This window comes from Streptomyces sp. NBC_01408 (genome assembly GCF_026340255.1).
Classification (GTDB): domain Bacteria; phylum Actinomycetota; class Actinomycetes; order Streptomycetales; family Streptomycetaceae; genus Streptomyces.
In genome coordinates this window covers 4,309,656-4,330,468 of sequence record NZ_JAPEPJ010000001.1, presented here as the reverse complement: position 1 = coordinate 4,330,468, position 20,813 = coordinate 4,309,656, and the positions used below count along the sequence as shown (strand labels likewise).

19 protein-coding genes and 1 pseudogene are annotated in these 20,813 nt (G+C 72.7%); 14 read left to right on the top strand and 6 right to left on the bottom strand.

Features of this window, described 5'->3' with window-relative positions:
- Nucleotide 1 precedes the first annotated feature (1 nt).
- The gene (gene bioD, locus OG447_RS19765) at nucleotides 2-721 is read left to right on the top strand and encodes a dethiobiotin synthase (RefSeq protein ID WP_266938135.1); all 720 of its coding nucleotides are present in this window, start codon (nucleotides 2-4) and stop codon (nucleotides 719-721) included.
- 205 nt (nucleotides 722-926) lie between these two features.
- Nucleotides 927-1,592 carry a class I SAM-dependent methyltransferase gene (locus OG447_RS19760; RefSeq protein ID WP_266938133.1) on the top strand — a complete coding sequence of 222 codons (666 nt, stop codon included), beginning with the start codon at nucleotides 927-929 and terminating at the stop codon, nucleotides 1,590-1,592.
- Between the two features lie 3 nt (nucleotides 1,593-1,595).
- Here the strand turns inward: OG447_RS19760 and OG447_RS19755 are convergent, their stop codons facing one another.
- Nucleotides 1,596-2,021 (bottom strand): GNAT family N-acetyltransferase, encoded by a 426-nt coding sequence (locus OG447_RS19755; RefSeq protein WP_266938132.1) that lies wholly within the window; start codon nucleotides 2,019-2,021, stop codon nucleotides 1,596-1,598.
- 204 nt (nucleotides 2,022-2,225) lie between these two features.
- On the opposite strand from OG447_RS19755, the gene OG447_RS19750 reads away from it, so the two are divergent.
- The 5 genes from OG447_RS19750 to mug all read left to right on the top strand — a co-directional run bounded on the left by OG447_RS19750 (nucleotide 2,226) and on the right by mug (nucleotide 7,499).
- The gene (locus OG447_RS19750) at nucleotides 2,226-3,566 is read left to right on the top strand and encodes a hemolysin family protein (RefSeq protein ID WP_266938131.1); all 1,341 of its coding nucleotides are present in this window, start codon (nucleotides 2,226-2,228) and stop codon (nucleotides 3,564-3,566) included.
- Entirely contained in the window at nucleotides 3,563-4,588 is a 1,026-nt protein-coding gene (locus OG447_RS19745) for a hemolysin family protein (RefSeq protein WP_266938129.1), read from the top strand. Before OG447_RS19750 ends, OG447_RS19745 begins: the two co-directional genes overlap by 4 nt.
- 69 nt (nucleotides 4,589-4,657) lie before the next feature.
- The gene (locus OG447_RS19740; RefSeq protein WP_266938128.1) at nucleotides 4,658-5,449 is read left to right on the top strand and encodes an SGNH/GDSL hydrolase family protein; all 792 of its coding nucleotides are present in this window, start codon (nucleotides 4,658-4,660) and stop codon (nucleotides 5,447-5,449) included.
- Between the two features lie 71 nt (nucleotides 5,450-5,520).
- Nucleotides 5,521-6,954: an adenylosuccinate lyase gene (purB, locus tag OG447_RS19735; RefSeq protein ID WP_266938127.1), complete on the top strand. Its 1,434-nt coding sequence runs from the start codon at nucleotides 5,521-5,523 to the stop codon at nucleotides 6,952-6,954.
- Nucleotides 6,951-7,499, top strand: a complete 549-nt coding sequence (gene mug, locus OG447_RS19730) for a G/U mismatch-specific DNA glycosylase (protein WP_266938950.1) — start codon at nucleotides 6,951-6,953, stop codon at nucleotides 7,497-7,499. Before purB ends, mug begins: the two co-directional genes overlap by 4 nt.
- Nucleotides 7,500-7,614: 115 nt before the next feature.
- Here mug and OG447_RS19725 read toward each other — a convergent pair.
- From OG447_RS19725 to OG447_RS19710, 4 genes and pseudogenes are all read right to left on the bottom strand, one after another.
- Nucleotides 7,615-7,710 (bottom strand): annotated as a pseudogene (locus tag OG447_RS19725) (DUF6355 family natural product biosynthesis protein); the annotation flags it as partial.
- A gap of 156 nt (nucleotides 7,711-7,866) precedes the next feature.
- A complete protein-coding gene (locus tag OG447_RS19720; protein WP_266938126.1) occupies nucleotides 7,867-8,304 on the bottom strand; it encodes a hypothetical protein in 438 nt (145 codons plus the stop codon).
- Between the two features lie 40 nt (nucleotides 8,305-8,344).
- Nucleotides 8,345-9,094 carry an ABC transporter permease gene (locus tag OG447_RS19715; RefSeq protein WP_266938125.1) on the bottom strand — a complete coding sequence of 250 codons (750 nt, stop codon included), beginning with the start codon at nucleotides 9,092-9,094 and terminating at the stop codon, nucleotides 8,345-8,347.
- A gap of 37 nt (nucleotides 9,095-9,131) precedes the next feature.
- Nucleotides 9,132-10,043 carry an ABC transporter ATP-binding protein gene (locus OG447_RS19710; protein ID WP_266938124.1) on the bottom strand — a complete coding sequence of 304 codons (912 nt, stop codon included), beginning with the start codon at nucleotides 10,041-10,043 and terminating at the stop codon, nucleotides 9,132-9,134.
- Between the two features lie 108 nt (nucleotides 10,044-10,151).
- Between OG447_RS19710 and OG447_RS19705 the strand changes: the two genes are divergently transcribed.
- From OG447_RS19705 to OG447_RS19695, 3 genes are all read left to right on the top strand, one after another.
- Nucleotides 10,152-11,330 carry a sensor histidine kinase gene (locus OG447_RS19705; protein WP_266938123.1) on the top strand — a complete coding sequence of 393 codons (1,179 nt, stop codon included), beginning with the start codon at nucleotides 10,152-10,154 and terminating at the stop codon, nucleotides 11,328-11,330.
- Between the two features lie 4 nt (nucleotides 11,331-11,334).
- On the top strand, nucleotides 11,335-11,985 hold the full coding sequence (locus OG447_RS19700) for a response regulator transcription factor (RefSeq protein ID WP_266938122.1): 651 nt from the start codon (nucleotides 11,335-11,337) through the stop codon (nucleotides 11,983-11,985).
- A gap of 98 nt (nucleotides 11,986-12,083) precedes the next feature.
- On the top strand, nucleotides 12,084-13,241 hold the full coding sequence (locus tag OG447_RS19695) for an ROK family transcriptional regulator (RefSeq protein ID WP_266938121.1): 1,158 nt from the start codon (nucleotides 12,084-12,086) through the stop codon (nucleotides 13,239-13,241).
- A 276-nt stretch (nucleotides 13,242-13,517) separates the two neighbouring features.
- Here the strand turns inward: OG447_RS19695 and OG447_RS19690 are convergent, their stop codons facing one another.
- Nucleotides 13,518-14,288: a GntR family transcriptional regulator gene (locus tag OG447_RS19690; protein WP_266938120.1), complete on the bottom strand. Its 771-nt coding sequence runs from the start codon at nucleotides 14,286-14,288 to the stop codon at nucleotides 13,518-13,520.
- A 305-nt stretch (nucleotides 14,289-14,593) separates the two neighbouring features.
- Here OG447_RS19690 and OG447_RS19685 point away from each other — a divergent pair, with 305 nt between their 5' ends.
- From OG447_RS19685 to OG447_RS19670, 4 genes are all read left to right on the top strand, one after another.
- Nucleotides 14,594-15,445 carry an alpha/beta fold hydrolase gene (locus OG447_RS19685; RefSeq protein ID WP_266938119.1) on the top strand — a complete coding sequence of 284 codons (852 nt, stop codon included), beginning with the start codon at nucleotides 14,594-14,596 and terminating at the stop codon, nucleotides 15,443-15,445.
- Nucleotides 15,446-15,728: 283 nt separating this feature from the next.
- Nucleotides 15,729-17,288, top strand: a complete 1,560-nt coding sequence (locus OG447_RS19680; RefSeq protein ID WP_266938949.1) for an alkaline phosphatase — start codon at nucleotides 15,729-15,731, stop codon at nucleotides 17,286-17,288.
- A gap of 198 nt (nucleotides 17,289-17,486) precedes the next feature.
- Nucleotides 17,487-18,929, top strand: a complete 1,443-nt coding sequence (locus tag OG447_RS19675) for a GNAT family N-acetyltransferase (RefSeq protein WP_266938117.1) — start codon at nucleotides 17,487-17,489, stop codon at nucleotides 18,927-18,929.
- Nucleotides 18,930-19,061: 132 nt separating this feature from the next.
- The gene (locus tag OG447_RS19670; RefSeq protein ID WP_266938116.1) at nucleotides 19,062-20,768 is read left to right on the top strand and encodes a DUF885 domain-containing protein; all 1,707 of its coding nucleotides are present in this window, start codon (nucleotides 19,062-19,064) and stop codon (nucleotides 20,766-20,768) included.
- Nucleotides 20,769-20,813 lie beyond the last annotated feature (45 nt).

The window sequence follows — 20,813 nt, the reverse complement described above, 5'->3', positions numbered from 1 at the left end:
GATGTCCGTACTGGTCGTGTCCGGCACGGGCACGGAGATCGGCAAGACGGTGGTCACCTCGGCGATCGCCGCCGCCGCGGTGGCCGCCGGCCTCTCGGTGGCGGTGCTCAAGCCCGCCCAGACCGGCGTGGGCCCGGACGAGCCGGGGGACGCCGCCGAGGCCGTCCGGCTGGCGGGCCCCACCGTCACGGCGGTGGAACTGGCCCGCTACCCGGAGCCGTTGGCCCCGGACACCGCGGCCCGCCGGTCGGGGCTGCCGACGCTCTCGCCTGCGGACATCGCGCAGGCCGCGGAACGGCTGTCCCGGGACCACGACCTGGTGCTCGTGGAGGGCGCGGGCGGACTGCTCGTCCGCTTCGACGAGGAAGGCCACACCCTCGCGGACGCGGCCCGGCTGATCGGCGCCCCGGTGCTGGTGGTGGCCCCCGCAGGCCTCGGAACCCTCAATTCCGCCGCCCTGACGGCGGAAGCCCTCCGGGCCCGGGACCTCACCGGACTGGGCCTGGTGGTCGGCAGCTGGCCCGCGTCCCCGGACCTGGCCTCCCGGTGCAACCTCGCGGACCTCCCGAAGGTCTCGGACCTGCCGCTGCTGGGCGCGATCCCGCACGGCGCGGGCTCCACCCCCCCGCCCGCCTTCCGCACCGCGGCCCCCTCATGGCTGGCCGCCCCCCTGCACGGAACCTGGTCCCCCCAGTCCTTCCTGACCACCTGGCCGGCCTAACCGAACCCAGCCACCACCAGCCCCGCCGGCGTTTGAGGCGCGGGGGCCCGGGGGCAGAGCCCCCGGCAGCGGCGGCGCGGGTGACGCGGGGGCCCGGGGCGGAGCCCCGGCAGCGGCGGCGCAGCACCACCCCACCAGGGATGAGCGCCAGCGGAAAGGGCACGCTGAAGGTATGCGCCCCGTCCCCCGCCCCGGGAGGTCCGTCATGTCGCCGCGCAGCAAACCGCCCCCCGACTCCGTGCACCACCCGCTCTTCGCCCGGTTCTACGCCCGCGCCAGCGCCACCGCCGAAACCCACGGCATCGCCGCCCTCCGCCGCGAGCTGCTGCACGGCGTCTCCGGCCGCGTGATCGAGATCGGCTCCGGCAACGGCCTGAACTTCGCCCACTACCCGCGCGCCGTCTCCGAGGTGGTGGCCGTCGAACCGGAGCGCACCCTCCGCCGGCTCGCGGTCTCCGCCGCCCTGCGCGCCGAGGTCCCGGTGGACGTCGTACCCGGTGTCGCCGAAGCCCTCCCGGTCAAGAGCGAGGCCTTCGACGCCGCCGTCGCCTCCCTGGTGCTGTGCACCGTACGGGACCTCCCGCGCACCCTCGCCGAGCTGCACCGCGTCCTGCGCCCCGACGCCGAACTGCGCTTCCTCGAACACGGCCTGGCCCCGGGGCCCGGCATGGCTGCCGTCCAGCGCGCGCTGGACCGGACCGTCTGGCCCCGCCTCTTCGGCGGCTGCCACACCTCCCGCGACCCGCTCGCCTCGATCGAGGCCGCGGGCTTCCGGATCGTCTCGCACCGCGCCTTCCGGCTGCCGGAGCGCGGTCCGGCCCTGCCCACCTCGTACTGCGTGATCGGCTCCGCCCGCCGCTCCCCCGGGTGAGGATCAGCGGCCGAGCGGCTTGACCCAGCGGGTCCACTGCTCCTGGGGCCCGTATCCGGCCGCTGCCCACGCCGGGTGCGCCTGCTCGTTGCGGTCGAGCACCATCGCGTCCGCGCGCCGCCCGCCGAGCTCCGCGAACCGCTCCTCGGCGGCGGCGAGCAGCGCCGTGCCTATGCCCTGCCTGCGGTGCCCCGGGTGGACCGCGAGCCGGTAGAGGTGGCAGCGCCAGCCGTCGAACCCGGCGATCACCGTGCCGACGAGTTCACCGTCGCGGCGGGCGAGCAGCAGCGCGTGGGGGTCCCGCTCGTGGAGACGCTCGATCCCGGCGAGGTCGTCGCTGATACTCGTCCCTTCGGCCGCGCTCTTCCAGAAGTCGAGTACGGAGCTGAGTTCGGCTGCCGCCGCAGGGCCGATGTGAAGATCGTTCATGCCCGGATCCCATCATCCGGTCCGCTCCACCAGAAGGATGACGGTCTCCCTTTGCCCGTCCTTTACCATGTGGTCACCAGTCCACTCGAACGAAAGGTGTGAGCGTCCGCCCATGGGCGAGCCTCCCAGTCCCCGGCATTCCGGTATGCGACATCGCGCGACACCCCTCCTCCTGGCCGATCATGGGACGGAGGTGACCGACCGATGACCGAAGTGCTCCTGCTCCTCGTGGCGCTGCTGCTCTGTCTTGCCTGTGGGGTCTTCGTCGCGGCCGAGTTCTCGCTGACCACCGTCGAGCGCAGCGAGCTCGAACGGGCCGTCGAGCGGGGTGAGCGCGGGGCCGACAGCGCCCTGGCCGCCGTCCGCAGCCTGACCTTCCAGCTCTCCGGCGCCCAGCTCGGCATCACCGTGACCGGCCTGGTCATCGGCATGATCTCCAAGCCCTCGATCGCCGCCCTGCTCCAGGGCCCGTTCCAGGCGCTCGGCATGTCGTCCGGCGCCGCCTCCTCCACCGCCCTGGTCATCGGCACCGTGCTGTCGACCATCGTCCTGATGGTCGTCGGCGAGCTCGTGCCCAAGAACTGGGCGATCTCCTCCCCGCTGGCGATCGCCAAACGCGTGGCCACCATGCAGCGCGTCTTCAGCCGGGCCTTCAAACCGCTCATCGGCCATCTGAACAGCACGGCGAACCACATGGTGCGCCGCCTCGGCATGGAGCCGGCCGAGGAGCTGGCCTCGGCCCGCACCCCGCAGGAGCTGGTCGCGCTGGCCCGGCACTCGGCCAAGGCCGGCGCGCTGGAGAAGGACACCGCCGAGCTGTTCGTGCGGACCCTGAACCTGGCGGACCTGACCGCGGAGAACGTGATGACCCCGCGCGTCCAGGTCACCGCCCTCGACGCGCAGGCCACGGCCGAGGACGTGGCGAACGCGACGCTGGCCACCGGCCTGTCCCGCTTCCCGGTCTACCGGGGGAGCCTCGACACCGTCGTCGGCACCGTCCACATCAAGGACGTACTGGCCCTGCCCGCGACGGACCGCCACCGCACCCCGGTGTCGCACCTGATGCGCGAGCCGCTGCTCGTACCGGAGTCCCTGACCGTGGACCGGCTGCTGGACCGGCTGTCCGGCAAGCGCACGATGGCCGTGGTCATCGACGAGTACGGCGGCACGGCCGGCGTGGCCACGCTGGAGGACATCGTCGAGGAGGTCGTGGGCGAGGTCCGCGACGAGCACGACCCGCACGAGACCCCCGACCTGGCATCGGCCGGTACGGACGCCTCCGGACGGCTGCTCTACTCCGCCGACGGCGCCGCGCGCACCGACCAGCTCCAGCGGATCGGACTGCGGGTGCCGGACGGCCCGTACGAGACCCTGGCCGGCCTGATAGCGACCGAGCTCGGACGGATCCCGGCGGTGGGCGACAGCCTGGAGCTGGACGGCTGGCGGCTGGACGTGGTGGACGCCAGCGGGCGGCGGGCCGCGCGGGTGCTGCTGCACGCGCCGGACGGACCGGCCGGGACCCAGGGTTCGGAGGGGGACCGATGACCGTGATCCAATTGCTGATCGGCCTGGCGACCCTGGTCGTCAACGCCTTCTTCGTCGGCGCGGAGTTCGCGCTGATCTCGGTCCGGCGCAGCCAGATCGAGCCGTACGCCGAGGAGGGCGACCGGCGGGCCCGAGCCGTCCTGTGGGGCCTGGAGCACGTGTCGGCCATGATGGCGGCGGCGCAGCTGGGCATCACGCTGTGCACCCTGGTGCTGGGTGTGGTGGCCGAGCCCGCCATCGCGCACCTGCTGACCCCGCTGTTCGACCTGGTCGGGGTGCCCGCGGGCCTGACGCACGCGATCTCCTTCGTGGTGGCGCTGGCACTGGCCACCTACCTGCACATGCTGTTCGGCGAGATGGTGCCGAAGAACGTGGCACTGGCGGAGCCGGTGCGCACCGCCCTGCTGCTGGGACCGCCCCTGGTGACCCTCACCCGGGCGCTGAAGCCGGTGATCTTCGCGATCAACGCCTTCGCCAACGCCCTGCTGCGCCTGCTGCGGGTGGAGGTGAAGGACGAGGTGGCCGCCACGTTCACGGACGACGAGCTGGCCCGGATGGTCAAGGACTCCAGTGACGCGGGGCTCCTCGACGACCGGGCGAGCGAGCGGCTGCACGACGCCCTGGAGCTGGGCCGACGGCCGGTCACCGATGTGGTGCTGCCGGCGGACCACGTGGTCGCCGCCTGGCTGGGCATCTCTCCGGCCGACCTGGAGCGGCTGTCGGCGACGTCCGGCTACTCCCGCTTCCCCGTGATCGACGCACAGCACCGGATCCTGGGCTACCTGCACGTGAAGGACGCCCTGGACGCGGCGGGGCCGGAGCGGGACGAACCGTTCCCGCTGTCGGCGCTGCGGCCCATCGCCCAGGTCCGCGCCGAGACTCCGCTGGACGACGTACTGACCGCCATGCGGCGCAGCCGTACGCATCTGGCGGCCGTGCTGGGGGCGGACGGGACCATGGCCGGCCTGGTCACGATGGAGGACGTGCTGCGCGAGCTGTTCGGCAGACCCGCTTCGGCGTAGGCCGCGTCGGAGGCTGGTGGGTCCCCGGCCCTGCGGGGCCGGGGTACCGACCGGTAGCATCGCTCCGTCATGGAGATGAATGCCTCTTACACCAGTTTTGTCGCGGTCGGTGACTCCTTCACCGAGGGGATGTCCGACCTGCTCCCGGACGGCTCCTACCGCGGCTGGGCCGACCTGCTGGCCGCCCGGCTCGCCGCACGCGAGCCCGGTTTCGCCTACGCGAACCTCGCCGTCCGCGGGAAGCTGATCGGACAGATCGCCGAGGATCAGGTACCCCTGGCCGCGGCCATGGGCGCCGACGTGGTGACCCTGGTGGGCGGTCTGAACGACGCGCTGCGCCCCAAGGTCGACATGGGCCGGGTGCGCGGGCACCTGGAAGAGGCGGTGGAGCTGCTGGCCCCCTCCTGCAAGAAGCTCGTGCTGATGCGCTCCCCGGGACGCAACGGGCCGGTGATGGAACGTTTCCGTCCGCGCATGCAGGAGCTCTTCGCCGTCATCGAGGAGCTCGCGGCCCGGCACGGCGCCGTGGTCGTGGACCTGTACGGGGCTGCCGCGCTCGCGGATCCGCGGATGTGGGACGTGGACCGGCTGCACCTGACGGCCGAGGGCCACCGCCGGGTGGCGGAGGCCGTCTGGCAGTCCCTGGGCCTGCCGCCCGAGGAGGACTGGCGCACCGAACTGCCCGCCTCCGCGCCCCCGGGCTGGGCCCTGCGCCGCTCCCAGGACCTGAGCTTCGCCCGGCAGCACCTGCTGCCCTGGGTCGGCCGCCGTCTGACGGGCCGCTCCTCCGGGGACGGCCGCCCGGCCAAGCGCCCGGAACTGCTGCCGTACGAGGCCTCCGGGGGCGAGCGGCTCTCGTAGCAAGGCACAATCGGAGTCGGGGCCCCTACCTGCGTAAACGCACAGCCGCGGCCCAAGTAGAATCCCTACACGTGACAGCCAAGCCCCGCATCCCCAATGTCCTGGCCGGCCGCTACGCCTCCGCGGAGCTTGCCGTCCTGTGGTCCCCCGAGTACAAGGTGACGCTGGAGCGGCGGCTGTGGCTCGCCGTGCTGCGCGCCCAGAAGGACCTCGGTATCGAGGTTCCGGACGCCGCCCTCGCGGACTATGAGCGCGTCCTGGAGACGGTCGACCTCGCCTCCATCGCCGAGCGCGAGAAGGTCACCCGACACGACGTCAAGGCCCGCATCGAGGAGTTCAACGCCCTCGCCGGTCACGAGCACGTCCACAAGGGCATGACCTCGCGCGACCTGACCGAGAACGTGGAGCAGCTCCAGATCCGGCTCTCGCTGGAACTGGCACGTGACCGCACGGTCGCCGTCCTGTCCCGCCTCGGCAAGCTGGCGGGCGAGCACGCCGAGCTGGTCATGGCCGGCCGCTCCCACAACGTGGCCGCGCAGGCGACCACCCTGGGCAAGCGCTTCGCGACGGCCGCCGACGAGCTGCTGGTCGCCTACGACCGCCTCGAGGACCTGCTGGGCCGCTACCCGCTGCGCGGGATCAAGGGCCCGGTCGGCACCGCCCAGGACATGCTCGACCTGCTCGGCGGCGACGCCGCCAAGCTCGCCGACCTGGAACAGCGCATCGCCGCCCACCTCGGCTTCGCCCAGGCCTTCACCTCGGTCGGCCAGGTCTACCCCCGCTCGCTCGACTACGACGTGGTCACCGCGCTGGTGCAGCTGGCCGCCGCCCCGTCGTCGATCGCCAAGACGATCCGCCTGATGGCCGGCCACGAGCTGGTCACCGAGGGCTTCAAGCCCGGCCAGGTCGGCTCCTCCGCGATGCCGCACAAGATGAACACCCGCTCCTGCGAGCGCGTGAACGGCCTGATGGTCATCCTGCGCGGCTACGCCTCGATGACCGGCGAGCTGGCCGGCGACCAGTGGAACGAGGGCGACGTCTCCTGCTCCGTGGTCCGCCGCGTGGCCCTGCCGGACGCCTTCTTCGCCTTCGACGGCCTGCTGGAGACGTTCCTGACCGTCCTGGACGAGTTCGGCGCCTTCCCCGCGGTCGTCGCCCGGGAACTGGACCGCTACCTGCCGTTCCTGGCGACCACCAAGGTCCTGATGGGCGCGGTGCGGGCCGGGGTGGGCCGCGAGGCCGCCCACGAGGTCATCAAGGAGCACGCGGTGGCCTCCGCGCTCGCCATGCGCGAGCAGGGCGCCGAGCGCAACGAGCTGCTGGACAAGCTGGCCGCCGACGAGCGGATGCCGCTGGACCGGGCCCAGCTCGACGCCCTGATGGCCGACAAGCTGTCCTTCACGGGCGCCGCCGGTGACCAGGTCGCCGCGGTGGTCTCCCGTATCGAGGCGATCGCCAAGCAGCACCCGGAGGCCGCCGGGTACACGCCGGGGTCGATCCTCTGACCCCCGACGAGCTGACCGCCGCCCGCGACCGCGTCCTCCCGGACGTGGTCGCGGGTGGTCTTCGCGTGTTGTTCTGCGGTATCAACCCCGGGCTCCTCTCCGCCGCGACGGGTCACCACTTCGCCCGCCCCGGCAACCGCTTCTGGCCCGTCCTGCACCTGTCGGGCTTCACGCCGCGCCGCCTGGCCCCCGGTGAGCAGGAGGAACTGCTGACCTACCGGCTCGGCATCACCAACGTCGTGGCCCGCGCCACGGCGCGCGCCGACGAACTCAGCGCCGAGGAGTTCCGCGAGGGCGGCCGCATCCTGAGGGCCAAGGTGGAACTCCTGCGCCCCCAGTGGCTGGCGGTCGTCGGGGTCACCGCCTACCGCACCGCCTTCGGCGAGCGGAAGGCACAGATCGGCCCTCAGGACCGAACCATCGGCTCCACCCGCATCTGGGCCCTCCCCAACCCCAGCGGCCTCAACGCCCACTGGACCGCCGAAACCATGGCCCAGGAGTACGCCCGCCTCCGCGCGGCCGCGGAATCCCCCGAAACCCCCTGACCCACTCCGCCGACCGCGCCACCGGCTCAAGACGCGCGAGGACTCCGGGGCGAGCACCGCTCCGCCCGCCTCTCCCCCATCCCCCCTCTCCCCCGTCCCCCCTTGCATGTGCGGGCTAGCAGGTGCGGTGGACGTAGTGGGCCCCGTCGATCTTCTTCGCCGACCCCAGCCATGTGGTGCCCGGTGCCACACACTTCTCATAGTTGGGCCCCACACCTCGACCTCGATAACCTCAGGGGCGGCAACGGCTGCGGGGGCGGTAGCCGCGCCCAGCCCCAGGACGATACGGCTCGGCACCGGGGCTCTTTGACCGAGCCTGACCCGCTGTCCTGCCCGCCCTGCCCGCCCTGCCCCACCGTCCGCCGGGCTACGGCGGGTCGGTCACTGTGACCGCTGCCATCAGCGTGTACGGTTCACCGCCGTCCCACTGCGCCACGTAGGCCACGAGCCACCTGCCCTCCACCTGCCACGCGTGCACATGGTCGGTGCTGCCGCTCACCTTGTCCCAGGGCTCCGGTATCTCCTCCCCCTCGAGCCCCCTGGCTCTGAGCGACTCCACGCTGAACACCTGCACCTCCCCCCACCGGTCGGTCAGGGCCTGGGTCAGTGCCCCGTACTCGGCGTTGATCTGGTCGGTCGCCTCGGCCCGGCCGGCTCCGCCGTCCTCGCTGAAGTCCGCGGTCCAGCCGATCTGTACCAGGTGGTAACCCGGGCCGCTGCTCTGCCCACCGGACCAGACCGGCTCGGGCGGGAAGTCCGTCACCCGCAGCCGGTCGATCGTGTCGAGATGCTCTGCCGTGGTCATACCGTCAGTATCCCGACCGCCACTGACAACTGGTCCGGCGTCACGCGTCCCGTCGGCGCACCGCGATCCAGCCGGCGACCACTGCGACCGCGGCCCACAGCGCCATCACGCCCAGCCCGCTCCACGGGCCGAGGTCACCGTGCGGCTCGACCCGCATCACCATCTGCCCGGCACGGTCCGGCATGTACTGCCCGAACCCGCCCACGGCCTCACCGACGACGAAGGACACGATGAGGAAGAAGGGTATGAGCAGGCTCGTCACGGCCACGCCGCTGCGCAGCAGCGCAGTCAGCCCGGCCGAGAGCAGGGCGACGACGGTCAGGTAGATCCCGCTGCCGACGATGGCCCGGACGGCACCCGGGTCACCCAGTTCGAGGGCGTAGGGGCCCATGAACGACTGGCCGGCCACGAAGGTGACGAACCCGGTGACCTGTCCCATGACCAGGGCCAGTCCGCCCACCATCGAGATCTTCGACAGGTAGAAGCGGGTGCGGTGGGGCACGGCGGTGAAGCTGGTGCGGAGCGCCCCGTTGTGGAACTCGGCGGAGAAGGCGTTCGCCCCGAAGACGATGGCCGCTATCTGACCGAAGTTGAGTCCGTAGAAGGCGGCGAGGAGCGGGTCTTCACCCATGCTGCCCGCCTCGGCCTGGCCGATCGCCGCCGCCGTCAGCACCTGGATCCCCACCGTGGCGACGAAGACGGCTATCAGGGCTCCGAACGTGCCCCGGAGGGACCGGATCTTGATCCATTCCGAGTGCAGGACGGGCAGGGTGGGCAGAGCGGCAGTCATGGCGAAGCCTCCTGAAGTGCGGGGAAAGCGGGGTCGGTCAGTGGGTGGCGGCGAACTGGGCATGGTCGGCGGTGAGATCGAGGTAGGCCTGCTCCAGCGAGGCGCGTTCGTCTGCGAGCTCCAGCATCGGGATGCCCTCCCGGGCAGCCATGGCACCGAGCCGTTCCGCCTGTATGCCGTCGACGGTCCAGCGCCCGCCGCCGGCGTCCACCAGCTCGAAGCCGTCGCGGGCGAGGGCGGCACGCAGCCGGATCGGGTCCGAGGTGCGCAGCCGCACCCGGGGGGTGCTGCGCGCCTCGATGAACTCCTCCATCGAGGTGTCGGCCAGCAGCCTGCCCGCGCCCAGCACGATCAGGTGGTCGGCCAACGTCGCCGTCTCGGACATGAGGTGGCTGGAGACCAGTACGGTCCGCCCCTCGGCGGCGAGTCCGCGCATCAGCTCGCGGATCCAGATGATGCCCTCGGGGTCGAGGCCGTTCGTCGGTTCGTCGAGCAGCAGCACTCCGGGATCACCCAACAGGGCGGCGGCGATGCCCAGGCGCTGGCGCATGCCCAGCGAGAAAGTCTTCACCCGGCGCTTGGCCGCCGAGGCTATCCCCGCCTGCTCCAGGACCTCCTCCACCCGCCGCGCCGGTATCCGGTTCGTGGCGGCGAGGAGACGCAAGTGGTCGCGGGCAGTGCGTCCGCCGTGGATGGACTGCGGGTCCAGGAGCGCCCCGACCCGGCGCAGCGGGTCGGTGAAGGTGGTGAACTTCCGTCCCCCGACGGTGGCCGTACCGGCTGTGGCCCGGTCCAGCCCGAGCAGCAGCCGCATCGTGGTCGACTTGCCGGCGCCGTTGGGGCCCAGGAAGCCGGTGACCCGACCTGGCAGCACGTCGAAGGTGAGGCGGTCCACGGCACGGGTGGAGCCGTATTCCCTGGTCAGTTCTCGGATCTCGATGCTGTTCATGTCTCAAGGTTCGCCGTCGGCCCCACCCCTTGACCTCCCCCACGTGGGGGGATCGTCTCCCCCGCACGGGGGAGACGGACCCCGTGTTCCGACTGCCAGGATGAGGACATGTCTCTCCTGCTTCGTGCGCCGTTCCGCGGTGTCACGTACACCCGCTGGCTGCACCTGCTCGTGCCCATCCTGATCGTGTCCATCTGGATGTTCATAGAGCCTGCCTGGCCGTGGATGCCCGCCCTGATCGTCGCGCCGTTCGGGCTGCTCCCTTGGGTGCGGCTGGCCGAGGGGCTGCAGGCCCAGTTCCTGCTGACCCCGCACGAGCGGGGCCGGCACGACGGTTCCATCAGCACCACGGCGTCCGCCCGTTGGGGGGACCGCTGGCGAACGGTTGCCTGGCTGGAGATACGCCTGGTGCTGGCGGGCGTGGCCATGATGGCGACGGTGTGGCTGCCGGTGATGACCCTGGAACTCGTCATCGTCGGCGCGGGGGGCACGCTCGGGGCGGACGTGGTGATCCTGCCCTTCGTCCCTCCCCGCTGGCTGGCCGTCCTCCTCGTGCCGGTTCCGTTGATCCTGCTGCTGGTCATCGTGGTCCTGCTCGGCAGGGCCGTCACGGCCATAGCGGCCCGGCTCCTGGGGCCTTCGGCGGCCGAGCGGCTCAGCGCACTGGAGGCCCGTACGGAGCAGCTGCTGGAACGGACGCGGATCGCACGGGAGTTGCACGACTCCATCGGGCACGCGCTCACCGTGGCGGTGGTCCAGGCGGGAGCCGCCCGGGCCGCGGGCGACCCGGCGTTCACCGAGCGCGCGCTGTGCGCGATCGAGGAGACCGGACGGGCAGCGATGGAGGACCTGGAGCGGGTGCTGCTGGTGCTCCGCGAGTCCGCGCAGCCTCCTTCCCAGCGCCCCACCCTGGCCGACGCGGACCGGCTGCTGGAGTCGGCGCGTGCTTCCGGCGCCTCGGTGGACGCCGAACTGTCCGGTCCGCTGGAGACGTTGCCGGGCCCGGTCACCCGGGAGGGGTACCGGATCCTTCAGGAGGCGCTGACCAACGTACTGCGGCACAGCGGGCCGGTTCCGGTCCGGGTACGGATCGAAATGGCGGTGGGGAGGCTGGACTTGGAGGTCACCAACCCGCTCCCGGCAGGCCCCACGCTGATGACGGGCCGCGGCAGCGGTCTGCGCGGCATGCGGGAGCGGGCCGCGCTGCTCGGCGGTGAGGCCGAAACCGGGCCGCACGAGGGCAGTTGGAGGGTACGCGCACGGCTTCCCCTGGAGCGAATACGCTGACGGGATGCCGGTTACCGTACTCATCGTCGATGACGAACCCCTGGTGCGCGCGGGTCTGCGCGCCGTCCTGGACGCCCAGCCCGATATCGAAGTCGTGGGCGAGGCCGCCGACGGTGCCTCCGTCGTCCCGCTCGTACGGCAGCTGAGGCCGGACGTCGTGGCGATGGACGTACGGATGCCGCTGCTCGACGGCATCGAGGCGACCCGGGCGGTCCTGCGGTCGGTGGACTCCCCGCCGAAGATCCTCGTGGTGACCACCTTCGAGAACGACGAGTACGTGTACCAGGCCCTGCGGGCCGGCGCCGACGGGTTCCTGCTGAAGCGCGCCCGGCCTTCGGAGATCGTGCACGCGGTACGGCTGGTGGCGGAGGGCGAGACACTGCTCTTCCCGGCGGCGGTGCGGGCCCTGGCCGCGGAGTACGGGAACCGGCAGGCCAGGGCGGTGCTGGAGCGGGCCGCGCTGACCGAGCGGGAGGAGGCGGTCCTGCGGCTCATGGCGCGGGGGCTGACGAACGTCGAGATCGCCTCCCAGCTGATCATCGGCGCGGAGACGGTGAAGTCGCACGTCAGCGCGATCCTGGGGAAGCTGGGGGCGCGGGACCGGACCCAGGCGGTGATCACGGCGTACGAGTCGGGGTTCGTCGCCCCGGCCTGAGGGAGACCGGTTCCGGCCGATGGGGGGCTGCTTCTCGCCGCCGCACCTGGTGGGCAGTACGATCCGGCTGACAAGCTCGCTAGCTGGGAGGACACACGTTGGGGCAGCTGACCGGCGGGGACCCCTCTCTGCTCCGGCGGATCAATTCCGCCGTGGTCCTGAGGGCACTGCGCGCGGCCGAATCACCGACCCTCACCGACCTCACCCGGGTGACCGGGCTCTCCCGGCCCACCGTCGAGGGGGTCGTGGAAGGGCTGATCGGGACCGGGCTCGTGGTCGAGGCCGACGCGGAGGAGGGTGCGCGGCGGCAGGGGCGACCGGCCAGGCGCTTCCGGTTCCGGGCCGAGGCCGGGCATCTGCTGGGCATCGAGATCGGCTCGCACCGGATCGCGGTGCTCCTGTCCGGGCTGGACGGGCGGGTCATCGGCGCCGGTACCAAGGACGTCGCCGAGACGGCCTCGGCCGACGAGCGCCTGGAACGGGTGCGGTCGGCGGTCGCCGATCTGTTGCGCCGGGCGGGTGTGCCCCGGGACTCCCTGCGGGCGGTCGGGGTCGGCAGCCCCGGGATCGTGGAGGCCGACGGAACGGTCCGCCTCGGGACGGCGCTGCCGGGCTGGACCGGGCTGCCGCTCGGGGACCGGCTGCGGCGCTCGTTCCGCTGCCCGGTCCAGGTGGAGAACGACGCCAACGCGGCGGCGGTCGCCGAGCACTGGAAGGGGGCCGCGCGGGACACCGACGACATCGTGTTCGTGATGGCGGGGCTCAGCCCGGGCGCCGGTTCGCTGATCGGCGGACGGCTGCACCGTGGCTTCGGTGGGGCAGCCGGTGAGATCGGCGCGCTGCACCTGCTGGGCCGCGAGGTGACGCCGGAGAAACTGCTGTCGACCACGGGCGAACCCCTGCACCCGCTGGACGAGCCCGCGGTCGCCGAGGTCTTCGCGATGGCCAAGCGGGGCGACGAGCGGGCCGTGGCCGCCGTGGAGCGGTTCCTGCAGCGGCTGGTGCACGACGTGGCGGCACTGGTCCTGGCCATGGACCCCGAGCTGGTCGTGGTCGGCGGCTGGGCGGCCGGGCTGGACGGGGTGCTGGGGCCTCTGCGCCAGGAGCTGGAACGTTACTGCCTGCGCCCGCCCCGGGTGACCCTGTCCCTGCTCGGCGAGGCGGCCGTGGCCACCGGAGCGCTGCGGCTCGCGATGGAACACGTCGAGGAGGAGCTGTTCGCCGTGGAGAAGACGGTCACGGCCCGCCGCCGCTGACCCGGCCACCCCGACCCCGCCACCGGGAAGCCGGTCCGGAGCCGCCCGGCACAGCACCGGGCGGCCTCGTCACCGGGCTGCCGCACCCAGCAGGGGCATCCGACACCGGCTCGTCACACGGCACCCGCACCGCATCCGGCACCGAGTCCGGCACCCCCAGGGGCATCCGGCACCGGCTCGTCACACGGCACCGCCCCGGCGCGCGGCACCCCAGCACCGGCCCAGCACCGGCTCGTCACACGGCGCCCGGCACCCAGGCGCAAGGCGCCGCGAGCGTCAGGAAGCGACGCGGGGTTCGTGGGTGATCTCGACGGCGCCCGAGTCCCCGAAGGTGAGGCGGCAGGTGTCCGCCCGGTAGGTGGCGACCGAGACGGCGGCCGTGCCCGCGGCCGTGAAGTAGCGGGTGGTGACCAGGAGCACCGGGGCGCCAGGCAGGCGGTCGAGTTCCTTGGCGTCGTCGGCGCGGGCGGAGCCCAGCTCCACCGAGCGGTCCTGGCCGTCCAGGACCAACCGCTGCAGTTCGCGCAGGACGGTGCGGGCGCGGGCGGGTCCGGCCGGGGCCTCGATGGCGGGCAGTCCGGGCACGGAGGCGGCCGGCACGTACAGCAGCTCGGCGGCGACGGCCTGCCCGTGCGCGACCCGGGTCCGGCGCACGGTGTGCACCGGCTGGTCGGCGGCGAAACCGCCGCCGGTGCCGAGGAGCCTCACGACAGCCGCGGGCGCCACGCCTTCGGCCGCGTCCACCGGCTCCCAGCCGTCGACGCCCTCGCCGGGCCAGCTGTGCTGCGCGGTCCCGACGGCCACGCCGACGCGCGGCGGGGCGACGGTGGTTCCGACGCCGCGGCGGCGCTGCAGACGGCCTTCGAGTTCCAGCTGCTCCAGGGCCTGGCGCAGGGTCGCGCGGGCAACTCCGAAGCGGGCGGCGAGCTCACGCTCGTTCGGCAGCACCTCGCCCACGGCGAAGTCCTGGTCGAGCGCCTCGCTGAGGACGGTCTTGAGGTGCCAGTACTTCGGCTCCGGCACCGTTTCGAGCTGCGTGGTCCCCACCCTGACTCCTCCTGCCATCGCTGCACTCGCCGTGTTCCAGCGGCAGTTCCGCGCCCTTGTTTATTAAAGGTTCCTGCACTATCCCTGCGACGATAGGACGGCGCACCCCCTTGGTCAAGACCAATGCTTATCCCTTTGCCGGGCAGATCGGGCATACGTATCAAGCCGTTCATAGGATGTTCTCGTGCGCTCCGAAGGCTTGTAGTCAAGGGCTACCGGACGGTAGTGATGGCAGTAGCTACTACTGACAGCCTGTCTCACATGCGTCCGCCCGACGAGGATGCGTCCACCCGACGAGGAGCAGCATGACCGCCACGGTCTCCTTCACGATCGATTCGCCGCTCGGCGCCCGCACCGCCACCGTCGCCTACGAGCGCAAGGGCGCGGGCGAGCCGCTCCTCCTGCTGCACGGCATAGGCCATCACCTCCAGGCCTGGCACCCGGTGACCGACATCCTGGCCGCCGAGCACGATGTGATCGCCGTCGACCTGCCCGGCTTCGGCGCCTCGGAGCCGCTGCCCGAGGGGGTTGCGTACGACCTGGGAACGGTCGCTCCGGCACTCGGGGCACTGTGCACGGCCCTCGGCGTCGAACGCCCCCACGTCGTGGGCAACTCCCTCGGCGGGCTGCTCGCCCTGGAGATGGGCCGCTCCGGCCTCGTCCGCTCGGTCACCGCCCTCTCCCCCGCCGGGTTCTGGACGCAGGGCGAGCGCCGCTACGCCTTCGCCACCCTCCTCGCGATGCGCGCGGGCGCCAAGGCGCTGCCCCGCCCGGCGGTGGAGCGGCTCGCGCGCAGCGCCGCGGGCCGGGCCGCCCTCACCGGCACCATCTACGCCCGCCCGGCCCGGCGTTCGCCCGGGGCCGTGGTCGCGGAGACCCTCGCCCTGCGCGATGCCACCGGCTTCGCGCAGACCCTGGCCGCGGGCGGTTCCGTACGGTTCACCGACGACGTCCCCGGCCTGCCCGTCACCATCGCCTGGGGCAGCCGGGACCGGCTGCTGCTGCGCCGCCAGGGCGTACGCGCCAAGCACACCGTGCCCGGCGCCCGGCTGGTCCGGCTGCCCGGCTGCGGCCACGTCCCGATGAACGACGATCCCGCGCTGGTCGCCCGGGTGATCCTGGACACGGCCCGCAGCACGGGCCGCGTCCCCGCCTGACCGCCCTCCGCTTCGGAGCGGCGAACGCCGGAACGGCTGAGCTCCGAAGCGGAGGAGCCGCAGAGCGGCGGAGCGCCGAAGCGGCGGAGCCGCAGAGCAGCAGAGCGCCTGAGCAGCGAAACCGCTGACCACCTCAGTACCCGAGCCGCTCAGCAGCCGCATGGCAGAGCTGCTGACGGCTGTTCATCCGCGGTTCGCGTGGCGGACGCGACCGGGCCGGTGTGCGGCGGCACGCTGGTCCGGCCCGTCCTCGCCGGCCCCTGGAGACGCACCGATGGCACCGATGCCGCACACCCGACGGACCCTCCTCGGCGGGTCCCTCGCCCTGTCCTCCGCACTGCTCGCCACACCGGTGGTCGGGGCCCCGGCCTTCGCCCGTTCCGGCCGCCCGAGCGCGGCCTGGGGCGTCCAGTCCGGCGAGATCACCGCTCATTCGGCCACCGTCTGGACGCGCTCCGACCGCCTGGCGCGGATGTACGTCGAGACCTCCCCGAGCGAGTCGTTCCGCTACGCCGTACGCCGCCACCGCGGCCCGCTGCTCGGCCCGTCCACCGACTTCACCGGGACCACCGTCCTGCGCGACCTGCCGCCCGGGCAGCAGGTCCACTACCGGGTGCTCCTGGCCGACCCCGAGGACCCGCGCCGCACCGGCGAACCGGTCCACGGGACCTTCCGCACCACCCCCGTCTCCCGCCGCCAGGACGTGCGCTTCCTGTGGTCCGGGGACCTGGCGGGCCAGGGCTGGGGCATCAACCCCGATCTCGGCGGCTACCGCGTCTTCGAGGAGATGCGGCTGCGCGACCCCGACTTCTTCCTCTTCAGCGGGGACACGATCTACGCCGACGGCCCCATCCAGCCCTCCGTCCCCCTGCGCGACGGCAGCCTCTGGCGCAACATCACCACCGAGGAGAAGGCGAAGGTCGCCGAGACCCTCGCCGAGTTCCGCGGAAACTTCCGCTACAACCTGCTCGACGGCAACCTGCGCGGCTTCAACGCCCAGGTCCCGGTCCTCGCCCAGTGGGACGACCACGAGGTGCGCAACAACTGGTACCCCGGCCAGCTCATCGACGACCCCCGGTACACGGTCAGGGAGGCGGACACCCTCGCCGCCCGCGCCCGCCAGGCCTTCGGCGAGTACTTCCCCGTCACCGATCTGCGCGGCGGCCGCGCGGAGGGCCGGATGTACCGGGTGATGCGGTACGGCCCGCTGCTCGACGTCTTCGTGCTCGACATGCGCACCTACCGCAACGCCAACTCCCCCGGCACACAGACCGAGGACCCGATCGGCATCCTCGGCCCCGAGCAGCTGGCCTGGCTGCGGCGCGAGCTCTCCCGCTCCCGCGCCACCTGGAAGGTCATCGCCGCCGATATGCCGCTGGGCATCGTGGTCGCCGGCGGGGCCGCGAACTTCGAGGCCGTCGCACAGGGCGACCCGGGGGCCCCGCTGGGCCGCGAGCTCCAGATCGCCGAACTCCTGCGCCACATCAAGCACCAGCGCATCACCGGCACCGTGTGGCTCACCGCCGACGTCCACTACACCGCTGCCAACCACTACGCCCCCGAGCGCGCGGCCTTCACCGACTTCGCGCCCTTCTGGGAGTTCGTCTCGGGCCCGATCGGCGCCGGCGGCTTCCCGGCCGGGCGTCTCGACGCCACCTTCGGCCCGGAGACGGCGTACGTCCAGTCGGCTCCGGTCGCCAACATGTCCCCCTCGGAGAACCCGCCGTACTACGGCGAGGTGGACATCGACGGGGCCGGCGGGGAGCTGACCGTCCGGTTGCGGCGCCAGGGCGGCGGCGTGCTCTTCACCCAGACGCTCCGTCCCGGGCGCGTGGGCCAGTAGGGCAGTGGGGCCGAGGACAGTGGGGCCGAGGACAGTGGGCCCATAGGTCAATAGGAACACACGGGCCCCGGCCAGAACACGGACCCCGGATTCCGGACAGGGCCCAGAAAACTGGATGAAATCGGCCAGATGGATACTTAACCAGTCGGTCACAGATCGTTCGTGATCACGCAACACCCCTGGGCCACAGTGATGTGCATGACTGAGCGTATCCCCGCCCCCGCCCACCGTCCCCACCGCCACCACTGGCGCCGTGACCTCGTCGAACTGGCCGCGCTGTTCTGCGCCGTCGCGGTCGCCGACGCCATCGCGAACCTCGTCGTGCACGGTCCCAGGGGCCCGGTCCTGCTGGTCGCCTCGGCCGTCGCACTCCTCGTGACCGCCGCGTTCCACACATGGTGGGCGCGGCGCCACAGCCATGCGCCGCCGCCGGACACCACAGCGCCCACGGATCCGGCGCCGTACCCCACGGCCGCACCCCTCACGGCCGGGGCGAGCGCCGCGCTGTGGCGCATGCGGACGACCGTACGGGACGAACCCGGCTCCCTGGCCGCGCTCTGCACGACCCTCGCCCACAACGGTGTCGACATCCTGACCCTCCAGACCCACCCGCTCCCCGAGGGCGGGACGGTCGACGAGTTCCTGCTGCGCGCGCCGCAGCAGCTGCCCTCCGCCGAGCTCACCCGCGCCGTCGCCCGGGCCGGCGGCCACAGCACCTGGATCGAGCGCGCCGACGCCCACGACCTCGTCGACACCCCGACGCGCGTCCTGGGCCTGGCCACCCGCACCGCCCTGGACGCCGCCGAACTCCCCCTCGCACTGCGCCAGCTCCTCGGCCGCTGCACCATCCACTCGATCCCGGCGACCACCCTCTCGGGCCGGCCCAACGCGGGCGCCGACGCCCCGGTCGAAGGGGTCCTGGAAGCCACCGTCATGCGGCTGCGCGACCCTTCCGGCGGCGCGATCACCGTGGAGCGGCCCTACCTGCCCTTCACCCCGACCGAGTTCGCCCGGGCCCGCGCCCTGGTCGAGCTCGACGCCCGGCTCGGACCCCGCATCCCGCGCAGCCAGGACGTGCTGACCCTGCCCGAGGGCAACGAGATCACCGTCCGCCGCGCCGACGGCTCCGACCAGGCGGCCGCCCGCGCGATGCACGACCGCTGCTCCGAGCGCACCCTGTCGCTGCGCTACCACGGCCCCGTCGCCGACGCCGACCGCTACCTCGAACACCTGCTGAGCCCCCGCTTCGGCCGCACCCTCGCCGCCACCACCGCCTCCGGCAAGCTGGTCGCCCTCGGCCACCTGCTGTGGGACGGCGACGAGACCGAGGTCGCGCTCCTCATCGAGGACGACTGGCAGCGCCGCGGCATCGGCTCCGAACTCCTGAGCCGGCTGATCGCGCTGGCCGTCGAGGCCGGGTGCGACAGCGTGTACGCCGTCACCCGGGCCTCCAACACCGGCATGGTCGCCGCCATGCGCGGCCTCGGCCTTCCCCTCGACTACCAGATCGAGGAGGGCACCCTGGTGATCACGGCCCGGCTGGACGCGACTCCGGTCAGCTCCCGCCTCCCGTACGAGCTCACGCGCGAGACCCCGGGCGAGCTTCCGGGCGACCGGCGCAGCCCGCGGCAGCAGCGCTGAGGGGCGGGCCCGGACCGCTCCGCCGGACCGCGCGGGAGGGGATCCGGGCCCGGGCCGTTGGTCCTGATCAGGTCAGCAGGTTGACAGTAAACGATGATGACGGGACCACACCTGCCGTACGAAGATGGCCCCATGTCAGAGATCCTCCACAGCGGCAGCGCCACCCGGCTGCCCCGCCAGGTAGCCGACGCGTACGTCGACGACCTCATCGTCCTCGATCCGATCACGGGCACCTACCTCGGTGTCGCCGCGAGCTCCAGCAAGCTCCCGGACTTCTCTCCCGCGGGCTCCGCGGCGGCAGCCGAGCTGTCCCGCGCCACCCTCGCCCGCCTCGACGCCGCGGAGAAGCTGCCCGGCGCGGACAGTGACGCCGAGCGCCGCTGCGCGCGCCTGCTGCGGGAGCGGCTGACCGCCGAGCTCGCGGTGCACGAGGCCGACGAGAGCCTGCGCGCCGTCAGCAACATCCACTCCCCGGCCCACTCCGTCCGCGAGGTCTTCACCCTGACCCCCGCCGACACCGACGAGGAGTGGGCCGCGATCGCGGAGCGGCTGCGCGCCGTACCGGCCGCGTACGCCGGCTACCGCGAGAGCCTCGCGCTCGGCCTGGAGCGCGGGCTGTACGGCGGTCCGCGCCCGGCCGCCACGTTCGTCGAGCAGCTCACCACCTGGGCCGGCCAGGACGACGACGGCGCCCGCGACTTCTTCGGCGCGTTCGCCGCCGAGGGGCCCGAGGCGCTGCGCGCGGAGCTGGACGAGGCGGCGGCCACCGCCACGGCGGCCGTCGTCGAACTCCGCGACTGGATGCGCGACGTGTACGCCCCGGCCGTGGCGGACGCACCGGACACGGTGGGGCGCGAGCGCTACGCCCGCTGGTCGCGCTACTTCAACGGCACCGACCTGGACCTCGACGAGGCCTACGCGTACGGCTGGTCGGAGTACCACCGGCTGCTCGGCGAGATGAAGGCGGAGGCGGCCAAGATCCTGCCGGGCTCCGGCCCCTGGGAGGCGCTGCGCCACCTGGACGAGCACGGCACCCACATCGAGGGGGTCGACGAGGTCCGGGCGTGGCTCCAGGGCCTGATGGACGAGGCGATCGAGAACCTCGACGGCACCCACTTCGAACTCGCCGAGCGGGTCAAGCGGGTCGAGTCCATGATCGCCCCGCCGGGCGGTGCGGCGGCTCCGTACTACACCAACCCGTCGGAGGACTTCTCCCGTCCGGGCCGCACCTGGCTGCCGACCATGGGCCGGACCCGCTTCCCCGTGTACGACCTGGTCTCCACCTGGTACCACGAGGGCGTTCCGGGCCACCACCTCCAGCTGGCGCAGTGGACGCACGTGGCGGACCAGCTCTCCCGCTACCAGTCCACCGTCGGCTGGGTCAGCGCCAACTGCGAGGGCTGGGCCCTGTACGCGGAGCGGCTGATGGACGAGCTGGGCTACCTCAAGGACGCGGAGCAGCGCCTGGGTTACCTGGACTGCCAGATGATGCGGGCCGCGCGGGTGATCGTGGACATCGGCATGCACCTGGGTCTGGAGATCCCGGCCGACTCGCCGTTCCACCCGGGCGAGCGCTGGACGGTGGACCTGGCGCAGGAGTTCTTCGGGCTGCACAGCGGGCGTCCGGCGGACTTCGTCGAGAGCGAGCTGACGCGCTACCTGTCGATGCCGGGGCAGGCCATCGGGTACAAGCTCGGCGAGCGCGCCTGGCTGCTGGGCCGGGACAACGCCCGGGCGGCGCACGGTGACTCCTTCGACCTGAAGGCCTGGCACATGGCGGCGCTGTCGCAGGGTTCGCTGGGCCTGGACGACCTGGTGGACGAGCTCTCGAAGCTCTGATCCCGCGCGGCACACGCCACGCGTGACACCTCACGCGTGACACCT

What these genes read in the sequence shown, in the direction of transcription:
- OG447_RS19760 (WP_266938133.1), top strand. Translation starts at nt 927, where the DNA reads ATGTCGCCGCGCAGCAAACCGCCCCCCGACTCCGTGCACCACCCGCTC.
- OG447_RS19675 (WP_266938117.1), top strand. Translation starts at nt 17,487, where the DNA reads ATGACTGAGCGTATCCCCGCCCCCGCCCACCGTCCCCACCGCCACCAC.
- OG447_RS19715 (WP_266938125.1), bottom strand. Translation starts at nt 9,094, where the DNA reads ATGACTGCCGCTCTGCCCACCCTGCCCGTCCTGCACTCGGAATGGATC.
- OG447_RS19705 (WP_266938123.1), top strand. Translation starts at nt 10,152, where the DNA reads ATGTCTCTCCTGCTTCGTGCGCCGTTCCGCGGTGTCACGTACACCCGC.
- bioD (WP_266938135.1), top strand. Translation starts at nt 2, where the DNA reads ATGTCCGTACTGGTCGTGTCCGGCACGGGCACGGAGATCGGCAAGACG.
- OG447_RS19710 (WP_266938124.1), bottom strand. Translation starts at nt 10,043, where the DNA reads ATGAACAGCATCGAGATCCGAGAACTGACCAGGGAATACGGCTCCACC.
- OG447_RS19685 (WP_266938119.1), top strand. Translation starts at nt 14,594, where the DNA reads ATGACCGCCACGGTCTCCTTCACGATCGATTCGCCGCTCGGCGCCCGC.
- OG447_RS19750 (WP_266938131.1), top strand. Translation starts at nt 2,226, where the DNA reads ATGACCGAAGTGCTCCTGCTCCTCGTGGCGCTGCTGCTCTGTCTTGCC.
- OG447_RS19745 (WP_266938129.1), top strand. Translation starts at nt 3,563, where the DNA reads ATGACCGTGATCCAATTGCTGATCGGCCTGGCGACCCTGGTCGTCAAC.
- OG447_RS19680 (WP_266938949.1), top strand. Translation starts at nt 15,729, where the DNA reads ATGCCGCACACCCGACGGACCCTCCTCGGCGGGTCCCTCGCCCTGTCC.
- OG447_RS19755 (WP_266938132.1), bottom strand. Translation starts at nt 2,021, where the DNA reads ATGAACGATCTTCACATCGGCCCTGCGGCGGCAGCCGAACTCAGCTCC.
- OG447_RS19720 (WP_266938126.1), bottom strand. Translation starts at nt 8,304, where the DNA reads ATGACCACGGCAGAGCATCTCGACACGATCGACCGGCTGCGGGTGACG.
- OG447_RS19700 (WP_266938122.1), top strand. Translation starts at nt 11,335, where the DNA reads ATGCCGGTTACCGTACTCATCGTCGATGACGAACCCCTGGTGCGCGCG.
- OG447_RS19740 (WP_266938128.1), top strand. Translation starts at nt 4,658, where the DNA reads ATGGAGATGAATGCCTCTTACACCAGTTTTGTCGCGGTCGGTGACTCC.
- OG447_RS19670 (WP_266938116.1), top strand. Translation starts at nt 19,062, where the DNA reads ATGTCAGAGATCCTCCACAGCGGCAGCGCCACCCGGCTGCCCCGCCAG.